Source organism: Aquimarina sp. 433 (genome assembly GCF_054054605.1).
The window spans coordinates 30,802-43,541 of sequence record NZ_JBSWZK010000018.1; the positions used below are offsets into that span (position 1 = coordinate 30,802).

At 32.2% G+C, this 12,740-nt stretch carries 10 protein-coding genes and 1 tRNA gene; 5 read left to right on the plus strand and 6 right to left on the minus strand.

Annotated features, from left to right (window positions below):
- Positions 1–21: 21 nt before the first annotated feature.
- Positions 22–1,341 (plus strand): leucine-rich repeat domain-containing protein, encoded by a 1,320-nt coding sequence (locus ACWNT5_RS23625; protein WP_456518771.1) that lies wholly within the window; start codon positions 22–24, stop codon positions 1,339–1,341.
- 50 nt (positions 1,342–1,391) lie between these two features.
- Here ACWNT5_RS23625 and ACWNT5_RS23630 read toward each other — a convergent pair whose 3' ends face one another.
- The 5 genes from ACWNT5_RS23630 to ACWNT5_RS23650 form a co-directional block, all read right to left on the minus strand.
- Positions 1,392–2,432, minus strand: coding sequence for an alpha/beta hydrolase family protein (locus ACWNT5_RS23630; RefSeq protein WP_456518772.1), 1,041 nt, complete (start codon positions 2,430–2,432; stop codon positions 1,392–1,394).
- 205 nt (positions 2,433–2,637) lie between these two features.
- Positions 2,638–3,477, minus strand: a complete 840-nt coding sequence (locus tag ACWNT5_RS23635) for an alpha/beta hydrolase (protein ID WP_456518773.1) — start codon at positions 3,475–3,477, stop codon at positions 2,638–2,640.
- A gap of 164 nt (positions 3,478–3,641) precedes the next feature.
- Positions 3,642–4,403 (minus strand): class I SAM-dependent DNA methyltransferase, encoded by a 762-nt coding sequence (locus ACWNT5_RS23640; protein WP_456518785.1) that lies wholly within the window; start codon positions 4,401–4,403, stop codon positions 3,642–3,644.
- A gap of 11 nt (positions 4,404–4,414) precedes the next feature.
- Positions 4,415–5,068 carry a response regulator transcription factor gene (locus tag ACWNT5_RS23645; RefSeq protein WP_299610911.1) on the minus strand — a complete coding sequence of 218 codons (654 nt, stop codon included), beginning with the start codon at positions 5,066–5,068 and terminating at the stop codon, positions 4,415–4,417.
- Positions 5,061–6,962, minus strand: coding sequence for a tetratricopeptide repeat-containing sensor histidine kinase (locus ACWNT5_RS23650; RefSeq protein WP_456518774.1), 1,902 nt, complete (start codon positions 6,960–6,962; stop codon positions 5,061–5,063). Before ACWNT5_RS23650 ends, ACWNT5_RS23645 begins: the two co-directional genes overlap by 8 nt.
- A 333-nt stretch (positions 6,963–7,295) precedes the next feature.
- Here ACWNT5_RS23650 and ACWNT5_RS23655 point away from each other — a divergent pair, with 333 nt between their 5' ends.
- From ACWNT5_RS23655 to ACWNT5_RS23665, 3 genes are all read left to right on the plus strand, one after another.
- On the plus strand, positions 7,296–8,597 hold the full coding sequence (locus tag ACWNT5_RS23655; protein ID WP_456518775.1) for a cytochrome ubiquinol oxidase subunit I: 1,302 nt from the start codon (positions 7,296–7,298) through the stop codon (positions 8,595–8,597).
- Between the two features lie 3 nt (positions 8,598–8,600).
- Positions 8,601–9,638 carry a cytochrome d ubiquinol oxidase subunit II gene (locus ACWNT5_RS23660; RefSeq protein ID WP_456518776.1) on the plus strand — a complete coding sequence of 346 codons (1,038 nt, stop codon included), beginning with the start codon at positions 8,601–8,603 and terminating at the stop codon, positions 9,636–9,638.
- Positions 9,639–9,669: 31 nt separating this feature from the next.
- Positions 9,670–9,744, plus strand: a tRNA-Pro gene (locus tag ACWNT5_RS23665).
- A gap of 139 nt (positions 9,745–9,883) precedes the next feature.
- Here ACWNT5_RS23665 and ACWNT5_RS23670 read toward each other — a convergent pair.
- Positions 9,884–11,293, minus strand: coding sequence for a vanadium-dependent haloperoxidase (locus ACWNT5_RS23670; protein ID WP_456518777.1), 1,410 nt, complete (start codon positions 11,291–11,293; stop codon positions 9,884–9,886).
- Positions 11,294–11,882: 589 nt separating this feature from the next.
- Here ACWNT5_RS23670 and ACWNT5_RS23675 point away from each other — a divergent pair.
- Positions 11,883–12,728 carry a helix-turn-helix domain-containing protein gene (locus tag ACWNT5_RS23675; protein WP_299610899.1) on the plus strand — a complete coding sequence of 282 codons (846 nt, stop codon included), beginning with the start codon at positions 11,883–11,885 and terminating at the stop codon, positions 12,726–12,728.
- Positions 12,729–12,740: the final 12 nt, after the last annotated feature.

The window sequence follows — 12,740 nt, forward strand, 5'->3', positions numbered from 1 at the left end:
AACTCTTAAAACTAAAACCAAATGAGGGACTTATTATTTTGCAGAAACACACTTTTATTAGTGTGTAGTCTAATGGTGTTTTCTTGTTCCAAAGAAATAGACGGATCTGATATAACTTTATTAAATTCTGATAAGGAAATCTTAGAATTTAGTTTTTTAACATCAGAGAATGGCGAATTAGAAACTAACATTACGGCTAATATAGATCAACTTAAAAATACCATCTCTGTAGTATTACCTTTCGGCACACCTATAAGAGCTTTAAAACCTAGTATAGTTGTATCAGACGGAGCAATTGTAGTTCAGAATATTGATACGACTTTTGATTTTTCAGAACCTATTGTTTATAGTGTTCTAGCGGAGGATGGATCAACCAAAGATTACACGATCTCTGTAAGAGTAGTTACTAGTACAGCCAGAGAAATATTGACTTCTTTCTTCAATCAAAACCCAGATAATACTTTGGGATGGAATCTGGAAAATGAAGATGTTTCTACCTGGGAAGGAGTAGTGGTAGTCGATGGTAAAGTAGTTGCACTAGAGTTGAATGAGAAAGGACTAACAGTACTACCACCAGAGATTTGCGATTTGTTTTACCTAAAAACACTTTCCTTAGAAAGTAATAGCATAACCGAAATTCCTAAGGAAATAGAAGACTTATCTAATAATTTAAGAACACTAAATCTTGGTGCTAACTTAATTGAAGCTATACCAGAAGAGTTTTTTAGTCTGAGAAAGCTTGTGGAGTTTAGGATCTATACAAATCAACTTACCGAGATCCCAACGAGTATAGAAAGTCTTAAAGAGCTTAGAGAACTAAGTGTATCTAATAACACCTTAGAAGAAGTACCTTTAGAATTGTTTCATCTTACGGAACTAAATGTCTTATTCATGAATAATATTGGATTAACAGAGATACCAGAGGAGATTACCAAGCTATCTAAATTAACAACTCTAGGAGTGTCTAGTAACCCTATTGGAATTATCCCAGAACATATATTAAGCCTACAATCGCTAACTAGGTTAGATATGTATAATACAAACTTAACAAGTATCCCATCTGATATTATTAAACTTACTAATCTGGTGCGATTACAATTGTCGGGTAATATGTTGGTAGATATCGATACTAGTATTGGAGATATGTTTCATCTAGAATACCTATATCTACGTACAAATATGATAGAGATGGTTCCGAATCAAATAAGCAATCTCATTAATTTGAAATTATTGGATCTTTCAGAAAATGGAATTATTTCTATGCCTACAGCAGTATGTGACTTAGTGAATACAGGTACCGAAATTTTATCGGATGATGGAGTAACATGTTCTGCGAGGTAGTTTTAATAAAAAAGGCAATTGGCATGTGTTCATCAAGGTAAAGAGTAGCTTTATCTTTGGTTTAACCAGTTTTCTAAAGTTTCCAAAAATCCAGTACATCTTTTAAAACGTAAACTGTTGTCCTGAAATTCGTAGAATCCACCAGTTTTGCATTCGCGAATATTATGATCACAATTTGGAAATGATTGTATTTCTAAATCTGTATTTGTTGCTAACGTCTGTTCATATAACAACTTGGTCTTTTTCCAATCAACATTCATATCACTTTCTCCAAATAATGCCAAAACGGGACATTTGATGTTCGATAAGATCGTTTTGAAATCCTTAACTACAATGGGCAAGCCAGTTTTTTCGTCAAGTTCTTCTTTCATAAGTTGCTTCTGATAACTATAATATTCTTCCTCTGTAATGGTGCTACCATTATTAAATCTTAATATAAAATCGTTTTTCCTTAGATTGGGTGTAGCGTTTTGAGCACTTTCATAACTTCCTCCTGAATGATGAATTTTTACAGCTGCTTTCCATTCTCCAACAATTAAATTAACTGAATCTTTTGGCAATCCATCAATTCGCAAGTTTTGTTCGAGTAGGTATCCAAAATTTTCTTTGTCATCAACGCCACTTACAGAAACCCAAAATGCTATATCGTTGTATGTGTTTATTACTATTGGATTTACCCAGCCAGCTCTACTAACTCCATATAAACCGATAATATCCGAACCAGGTATTTGCTTTTCTTTTAAAGTATTGATCGCAGCAATTACTTCTTGCGCACTATTTTCAATAGACTGATTATAATTAAACGCACCTCCACTTTTTCCACAGCCCATTTTATCCCACATATAGATGCCGTAACCAGCTTTTACAAATGTTTCTCTTATATCTATATACCATTCCTGAGCAACAGCATTTGTCTTTCCAGATCCATGCACTAACATTATAATTCCCTTAGGTTTTTGATCTTTCGGAAGGTTTAAAACACCATTCAGTTGTATTCCTTCAAATTCGAAGTTTATGATTTGTCTGCTACTCTGAGCCTTCAAATTCATAAGAATTAGAAAAAGAGCTGAGGTTATGATGATTCTATTCATTCTTAAAATTTATAGTCATTTATTACAAGTGTTCCTTGTAGTAAGGATTAATAAACGTTAAGAATGTTACAGTTTAATCCAAGAATATATTTGGATAAAGGTTATGCTTACGAGGTTATTTTTTAAGTAAAAACTCTAAAGGAATATGTAGTCTTTTACTCCAGGCATTTTCGCTATGGTTTTCTCCTGGAAAAAATTGAGTACTTTAATTGTTTTCATTGTAGCCTTTTTTAATCATAACTTGATCAACTTTTTTCTGGATATCTGGATACAATTCATCTAAAGTTTTATCACCACAGTCGAAGTAGATCTTATGATTTTTGGGATTAGGAAGATGACTATCTAGATATTTGATAAACGCCTCTGGCATTGAATTGTTTTTAAGTGTAAAAGAACCTGGCCAATGAGTCGATAAGCAAGCAGCTCCTCCGAATACTTCAGGATATTCACAAATAGCATACATAGATATTAAACCTCCCATACTACTTCCCATAATATAAGTGTTTGCTTGATCTGAAGAAACAGAATAGTTTTTATCGATATAGGGCTTTAGTTCTTCAACAATAAACTTAAGATAGTTATCAGATTGTGGAATAAATGATGTTTTTATCGGTACATGCGAATGTTTAAGTTGTGTATTTAAGGTGTCTTTTTGACTTTGTGATAAATAATGAAATGGTTTTTGAGGAAAGTAATCAGAATGTCTTGTTGCTCCACCATTCCAAATACCAACAACAATAAAATCTTTTATTTTGTGCGATTCAGGTAATTTAGAAGCTACATTATCTATATTCCAGGCTTGTTTATTCCATGAGCTCTTAGGATCGAATAACATTTGTCCATCATGCATATATAGTACTGCATATTTTTTAGAAGAAGAATAAGCTTCTGGCAACCATATATCTATATTTCTAGGGGTTATATGCTTTGATTCAAAATTCTCTATACGATCCACTTTTCCAGATACGACTTCGGGAAGCGTGTTTTGAGCTTTTGCAGTAAAAATTAGTAATAAGACTATGACGCTATTTATTATTTTTCTCATCTATTCGTTACATTAGATATATCTGCTATTCTGGGCTTAATTTATACCAAATAAATCAATATACCAATCCTATGTTAGATGGGAATATGTTAAAAGATTGAAAGTCATTTTTGAATTAGTTTTTGGAAAGCTCTCTAGCTTTTTGAAAATATTTCTTTACTAATTCATCTTTTTTGAGCAACCACGACATAGGTAGGAAATGCGTAAGATTCTCTTGTAATTATTTCTAGTACCTCAAATCCATTTAAAATTAGAAAAAGCTCAATTTCATCTTTAGTGAACGTTCTTACAGTAGAGTGATCTGTTCCAACTTTTAGCAAATTATTTTTTTCTTTTTTATAAAAGTTAGATTCCCAATCGAAACACCAGTTATTTAGGATATTGGGATTCCATTTACTTTTCCTTAGGTAAGTTATATTCTTATGGTTAACTTCATGGGTAATTTCCTTTTTATTGCTTATTTCTGGTATGAATTCGTTAGCATCTATGAAATCAAAACAAAAGACACTTCCTTTTTCTATGTTATTATGAATACTAGCAAAAGTGGATTCTACATCTTTGTTTTTAACCAAATAGCTTATTGTTCTCCCAGTCATGATAACGCTTTCTACTGGTTTTTCTAAATTGAAATGTCGCATATCTCCATGAATAAAACTAGCGTTAGGATTTCTTTTCTTAGCTATTTTTAGCATTTCTTTACTAAAATCAAGTCCGCAATACTCATAGTTGTCGTTAATAAAACGTTGAGATAAATTTCCTGTTCCACAACCTATTTCCAGAATACTGTTTTTGTCATACTTTTTGAGAAAACTTTTATATAGGTCATATTCTAACTGGTAATCAATAAATGTTGCATACATCATTTCGTAAACCTCAGCTAAATCTGTATACAAACTGCTCATTTCATTATTTTTTAACTGTAGTATAAATTAAATAGTTAATCTACCAGTCCCATTTTAATCGCATGTTTTGCCAACCCAACAACGTTTTTTACGTTTAGTTTAGAAATCAAACTGGTGCGATAACCTTCAATGGTATATTTGCTTAAGAATAGTTTATCAGCAATTTCCTGTGTGGTATATTCTTTAGCAATTAGTTGCAAGATTTCTTTCTCACGTTTACTAAGATTGATTTCATTGGATTGTTTTTGTTCAAAAACACTCTTGGTATATGTTTCTTTAATACTGTCTGAAAAGTAATTAGAACCTTTTAGGATGGTTTCTATAGCTTTTAATAATTCTTCTTTTCTAGAGTTTTTAGGAATATAACCATTTACACCATCCTGAGTAAGTTCATAAATTTTATCAGGAGTCGATAACATACTAACGATTAGTGTCTTTATACCAGGATGATTCTTTTTTATATGTTGGTTTAAAGCTATTCCATCCATCTTAGGCATATTAATATCTAAAATTGCCAAATCAATTTGGTCATCGGTATTGATATCTAAATACTTTTTTAGATCACTCCCGTTGCTTGCTGTATAGATAATTTCATAGTCAGATTCATGTGCGATGATACTTATCAAACCGTCCAAAAACATTTTATGATCATCTGCTACGACTAATTTATATGTATGCTTTTTAGTCATGTATTATTGTGGGTATTTCAATACGAATGGCAGTACCTCTATTCATTGAAGAGTCAATATCCATTTTTGCTTTTAATAACGCTATGCGTTTTTGAATATTTTGTAAACCGATACCATTCGTTACTTTATCTGTGTCAAATCCGATTCCATCATCTTCAAAAATAATTTCTATAGAATCTTGGTATGCATTTAGACAAATCTCGATCACTTTAGCTTTGGCATGTTTTAAAGCATTCGTCATTAATTCCTGAATGATTTTGAAAATCTCAACTTTCTGATTGTCGTTTATGTTGTTTATTTTTTCTACAGGATGAGGTATAAATGTAATTTCAGGATCTGTAACCTTTTCTATCGTATCTATATATTCTCTGATATAATTAGCAAATGCTGTTTGGTTAATTTTCTTAGGAATCAGATTATGTGATATTTCTCGAACTTGCTGATACGTATCATCTAATTGATCGATTAATGTATCTTTTATTTCCAGATCTTTTTGGACATTCACAATTTGTAATTTGATCGCAGCTAAATTTCCTCCAATGCTATCGTGCAATTCTCTAGAAATTCTGCTCCGTTCTTCATTTTGAGCAATTACATAGGTATTCGCTAATTTTAGTTCTTGTTCTTTTAGAAAAGAAGCGGTTTTCTGTCTATTAATCTCTTCTTTTTGAGCATTGTATTTTATTTTAACTTGTAATTTCTGGTAATACACAAACAGGAGTGCCATGATTGGTACTAAAACAATAATAAAACCAATGACGTAAAACCGTTTCAATAAGCGTTGCCTTTTAATTTCACTTTCTTTAAGAAGTTGATCTTCTTTTAAAAGCAAAATCTCTTTCTCTTTGGTAGCTGTTTCATATTTTACTTCGAGTTCGGTGATCTCTTTCTTTTGTTTTCTATTATTCAAAGAATCTCTTAGTCTGTGAAATTGTATTAAGGCTTCATTTGCGGATTTATGATTATTTGCTTTTGTATATACGGTAACTAGATTATCATAACTATTTTTTTGTATTTCTATGTTTGAGATCTCTTTTGCTTGCGCTATTGTTTTATTTAGCATTTGTATCGCTTCCGAATAATTTCCCATCACTCCTATAACTTCAGCTTTATGAGCAGTAGCATTAAGGCTTTTATCTATAAAACCGTATTCATCCGCGATCTTTTTACTTTTATCAAAGTATTCAATCGCTTGCTTATACTTTTTATTTTTATAAAGTACAGAACCTAAGTTTAAGATCAGTGTAGAAGATGCATTAGGAGAGGAGTTTGGTGGGAGTATTTCAAGAGCTTTTTTGAAAAAGTTTTCAGCATTTTCAAAATCGTCTTTTTTAAAATAGGCAGCACCTATATTAATGTAGTTAGAACAAATAACTTTTTGATCGTCTGTAACGGCATTACTTTCTTCAAAAAAAAGAATAGCTTTATCGTAATCCCCTTTGTTTGCTGATAAAATTCCTAAATCAGATTTTACCTTAACAATCATATCTAAATAGTTGATTTCTTCAGAAATCTTTAAACTTTTGTATAGAATTTCGATAGCATCATCGATTTTACCACTTCTTCTATATCCAGATCCTAATAATCGATAGGCTTGGGATAAATATTTTTTATTTCTAAGATGTATTAAGGACGATTTTGTATAATAAACAGAAGAATCTATGACACCAATGGAGTTAAAATAACTTCCGAGGTAAAGCTTTGCTTTTGCTTTTGTAGAATCTTGATTGTTTTTATCCTTTACTATTACCGATAGTTCTTTATACGAATAGGAAGGATTTACACCCAAAGAATCCACAGCATTATTGAGTCTTAAAGTAGCTGATTCTTGTCCGTATCCGACAGAAACACTGAGTAGGAGTAGTGCTATGAATATTTTTCTTTTGATATTCATGTAATCTGGGTGAAAAATTATGTAGGTTTTCTAATTAAAGAAAAGGTTTATTAATTAGGTTAGTTTAAATATAGTAGTATTTCATGGATTACAATGCCTTATTAGTCATATTAACGTTTGTTGGGAGTTTAATTAACTGTCTTTTAGGTAAGTAAAAGATGCAATTTTTTGTTGCTTTTAAATACGGTTTTTGGTGTTTTGGAAATGACTAAAATTATGATCAAAAAAAGCTTCAAAAAACCGAAAAGACTCAGGTTTTTTCTTCTTAAAATGGGCTTTGTGTCGTATCTTTATAGAGTAATTAGAATCACACTCTTTCTCTAAATATTTTCTATGGAAAACCTTGATGCAGCAAGACTCCAAATGGCATTTACGCTTATATTTCATATCGTTTTTGCTTGTATTGGAATGGTCATGCCTTTTTTTATGGTAGTATCACATTATAAGTGGTTAAAAACAAAAGATGAACTCTACTTAACGTTAACAAAAGCCTGGCAAAAAGGGGTGGCTATTTTTTTTGTCACAGGTGCAGTATCGGGAACAGCTTTATCTTTTGAGTTGGGGCTTTTATGGCCTGAATTTATGAAACATGCTGGTCCTATTATTGGAATGCCTTTTTCCTTAGAAGGTGCTGCTTTTTTTGTAGAAGCGATAGCACTTGGTTTTTATTTGTACGGATGGAATAAATTACCGGAAAAGTTTCATTGGTTTACTGGGGTCATTATAGGATTGTCTGGAGTAGCCTCAGGAATTCTAGTAGTTGCGGCAAATGGATGGATGAATTCACCGTCAGGATTTGATTATGTAGATGGACAGTTCTTAAACATTGATCCTGTTAAGGCAATGCTTAATCCTGCATGGTTTACCCAAGCCTTGCATATGACTTTAGCCGCTTTTACAGCAACGGGTTTTGCGGTAGCAGGAATTCATGCCTATCAAATATTTAAGGGTAGAAGAGTGGCTTTGCATACCAAGGCATTTAAAATAGCAATCACTTTTGGAGCAATAGCGGCAATTTTGCAACCGATTAGTGGAGATATTTCGGCAAAAGATATTGCAGAAAGACAGCCTGTAAAATTAGCAGCGATGGAAGCTCATTATAATACAGAAAAAGGAGCTCCTTTATATATCGGAGGTATTGTAGATGCCGAAACTCAAGAAGTAAAATACAAGCTTGCTATTCCTGGAATGCTATCTTTCTTGGCATTTGGAGATTTTGATGCTGAAGTAAAAGGATTAAATGATTTTCCGGAAGATGAACGCCCTAATGTTCCTATGGTTCATTATGCGTTTCAGGTGATGGTTGGTATTGGTGGTATCCTGATGCTAGCAGGATTATTATATTTTGTTTCTTTAAAAAAGAAAAAATGGCTTACCAATAAAAAATATTGGTTATTGTTTATAGCACTAGCACCACTTGGATTTTTAGCATTAGAAGCTGGTTGGATTGTAACAGAAGTTGGAAGACAACCTTGGATTATTCATAAAATAATGCGAACAAAAGATGCAGTGACACCTATGCCAGGAATTGTGGTAAGTTTCTATACCTATATTGTGGTTTATACTACACTATCGATTGCAGTTACCTGGTTAATGATTCGCCAGATCAAAGTTCTTAATGCTCAAAATAACTAGTCTATGCTATACGTCGTTTTATTCTTCTTAATATTTTCCTTGTACTTATACGTTGTTCTAGGTGGTGCGGATTATGGAGCAGGGATTGTAGAGATGTTTTCCTCAGAGGAAAACCAAAAAATCACAAAAAAAACAATTTATAGAGTCATGGGACCCGTATGGGAAGTCAATCATATTTGGATCATTATTCTCATAGTAATATTATGGATTGCATTTCCTGCGTATTATAATATCCTAGTGGTGAATCTACATATTCCATTAACAATAGTTTTATTAGGAGTTACTCTTAGAGGTGTTGCCTTTGTATTTAGGCATTATGATGCTGTCATCGATAATTCACAGAAATTATATGATGCTATGTTTAAAATATCTAGTTTGATTACACCGATATTCTTAGGTATGGTTTTCGGAGGATTGATTAGCGGACAAATTATACTAACAGAAGATGTCGAGAATCTTTCGTTCTATGATGTTTTTATAAAACCTTGGTTTAATGTATTCAGTATTTTAGTTGGGTTGTTTTTTGCAGCTTTATGTGCGTTTTTATCTTCTGTATTGCTTATTGGGGAATCGGTAAGAGGAAAGGAAAATATTTATATCCGAAAGGCAGGAATAGCAACTATTGTAGTTTTTATAACAGGCTTAATAACTTTTATTTACGGATATATCAGCGAATATAGTTTTGTTACTGTATTTGTTACAGATCCTTATGCTATTGTTGCTATGTTTATCTCAGGATTACTGTTAATTCCTCTTTGGATTACTATAAAAAAAGGACGTAGAGTGTTAAGCAGATTTTTTGCAGGTTTACAGGTTTTTTTAATTCTTCTCGCAGCATTTGTAGCCCATTTTCCGAACATAATTATTACCAAAACCAATGAGGTGAGTTTATTAGATAATATAGCTCCTGATAGTGTAATTAATGTACTTGGGATATCACTGATTATCGGTGGCGCAGTTATTCTTCCTGGGTTGTTTCATTTATTAAAATCATTTAAAATGATTAAGATTTTAGAACGCCATAATAATCCTTCGCAATAACGAAAGTATTTTTATATTTGTGTCCCATTTTCGGGTAGTAGCTTAGTCCGGTTAAAGTGCTGGTCTGGGGGACCAGAGATCGGAGGTTCGAATCCTCTCTACCCGACAAAAAAATCCAATAGTCTCATGAATATAGACTATTGGATTTTTATTTTTCTTTTTTCTTTTACAAAAGATCAATATTCATGATCATTTTAGAAAAGCAAAAGAGCAGTTTTATAGCAAGTTATTTGATACCAATGCTACTAGTTCCTTAATCGGAATTTATTCACTGCATCTGATATTTCATAACCTAGACGATATCCTTCTACACAGTCCATTCTAATATGAACTCCCAGAGGAATTCTGGAGAATGCATTTTCTTCTGCCATTTCAGAAAAGGAGTCAAATTGTCTTGGATCTCCTAAAAACTCAGTTCTTCCTTCGTGTGTACGATCTGTAAAGTTAATATCGTTTCCAAACTCATCTATAAATATTCCTGCAGCAGCAGACGCAAATGTTGAGTGGCCAGATGGGTAACCGGGAAATGTTGGATTTGGCCAAAAAATAAACTTGAATAAATTTGTCTGATAATCAGGATTAATAAACTCCTGAATATATACACTAGGACGCATAACTAAATATTCATATTTATCTGCCCAAGATGAAACTGCAGCATCATTTAGAGAAAAACCTAATTTGAGTAACATCGCCAATGATTTAGCATAATCAAGGTTATATTGATCAATAAGCTGATAGGCAATAGCGATTTGCCTACCAGGAGGACTTACCATTAAACCTTCAACATCATCAGACCAAAATTCTGCGATCCATAGATCTTCGTTATTTTCTTCAGCTGCTTTTGTACTTACAGTATAAACTTCATCCATCTCAGCATAATAATCACTTTGTGGATCGGTACTATAAGTAATTGGTGGTGGAATACTGCTTGTTTCTTCAGAAGAAATTATAAAAGTCCTTACCTTTCCCCAATAAGGAAATAAACCACGTTCTTGCTCTGCGCTATAACTCCATAAACCTGGACCAATAGGAGGTTCATAATCTAATGGTTGTGGCTCTAGAATTTGTGTTTCAGCTTCAGTGTCTGTTTGGCTATATGCAATAACTTGTTCTGCCACATGAGTTCCCCATTCAATAGAATTTCGGATGTCACGTCTTCTTAAGCGTTTAGAAAGCTCGTCTTCATATTCGGATTGTAATTGACCAATTTTAGCGTCTATTTCGGGATCAATGTTATTCATGAAATGATCAAAGACAAGAGCATAGCACGTGTTTAATGCCAGATCTAAACTGATATTTCTGTCTCTTTCTCGTTGGTCTATTTGTAATTCATTAAATCTGTTTTCTACAGATCTATATCCACGCATATCTTGTACAGCAGTTTCATATGCTGCTAAGTGTATATACGCCAAAGCTCTTGCAGTGGCATTTGGTCGCATTCCGAAGGCATGTTGATCTAGTTCTACCCATAAAGAATTCCAATCCATAATTAGATCAGTAGTAGTATCAGAATCATTGGATCTTTTACTAGCATCGTCAATACTTTCGGATCCTAAAGCTTCTTCATCTAATTCCTCATTATCATAAGAACAAGATTGTATTAAAATTGCTGTTATCGAGAATATCAGTAGTATTCTGAAATTTGTTAGTTTCATAAATTTGAATAGTTAATTGTTAGACTAAAAACCTTCACCTTTCATGTTAGAAAAAGAAGATTATTTTCCTTTAAAAATTGCTTTGGTACCAAGCAATTTTTAAAAAATGTAAGTGTTGAATTCAAAAAGGAATTTGTTATAGTTTGCTCGAACATTTTTAGAGCGGATATACAAACCTTTTTCGAAGCTTAGCTAAGCGTGTTACAGAAAGAATAACTTAAGATCTTGGATTTATATTGCAAGGGGATATTACCCTTTCAGCAGAATGTTTCCGAGGACTATTGAATGATGTTTTATCTTCAGTGAATCGATGTTTATTTTCAGTAAATGAGCATTTTTCACCTAAAATTATAACAATTGTGGTTTACCATTTTAGGAGTAATGTGAAACCCATAATTATTTTAAAAAAAGAGAAAGGAAAAGAAAAAAATTATGACGAAATAGAAAATACTTTTTGAAGGATGATATGAATTTAACCTATTAAAGTAATTCTATGTTTTTGAAAATTAGAAAAGGTTAAAGAATGTAAATTATTCCTTAAGAACAAAGGATTTTTATTTTATGATGAAATTTATTTGTTAATTTGAATATGAGATTAGATTATGCTAGTATAAAAGATGAGAGCACCTTTATTCTAACCGACTTTAATTGTACTCCTGCTTTAGATTTACTGAAAGATAAAGGACTTTATAAAATTCTATGGAGTCGAGGACAAGCTGTAAGTTTTAGAGTTGATGGTTCACTGATCGAATTAGAGAAAGATCAGATCATTTTTTGTACACCTATTAATGTGTTAGAAATAGATAAGGATACTGAAGGGATTGTTTCTTTAGTTTTTAATAGAGAGTTCTATTGTATTCAGGATCACGATCAGGAAGTTTCTTGTAATGGTTTTTTGTTTTTTGGTTCTTCGGTTCCGCAAATATTAACATTAAAAGGTAAGGATAAAGATAGTTTCTGCTCTATGTTCGACTCTTTTGAGGAAGAATTTAAGAATAAGGATCAAATACAAGGTGAAATGTTGAGAACACTCCTTAAAAGTTTTTTAATTAAATCGAGGAGACTGATTAAACAAGAATTACCAGATCCTGGATTGCCTAATAATCAATTAGATATTATTAGAAGATTTAATGTTCTTGTCGAAAAGCATTTTAGAGAAAAACATCAAGTAGCGGATTATGCTGATTTACTTTTTAAATCTCCTAAAACATTATCGAACTTATTTCATAAGTACAGTGATAAATCTCCATTAGCTACGATTAATGAACGTATTGTTGTAGAAGCAAAAAGGTTATTATTATACTCTGATAAAACATCAGAAGAAATTGCTTATGAACTGGGATATAAAGAAGCAGGCCATTTTTCGAAATTTTTCAAAAAACACGCTGGATCGAATCCTTCAGAATTTAAGAGTAAAAAATTAGCAAGCTCATAAAATAGGATATAA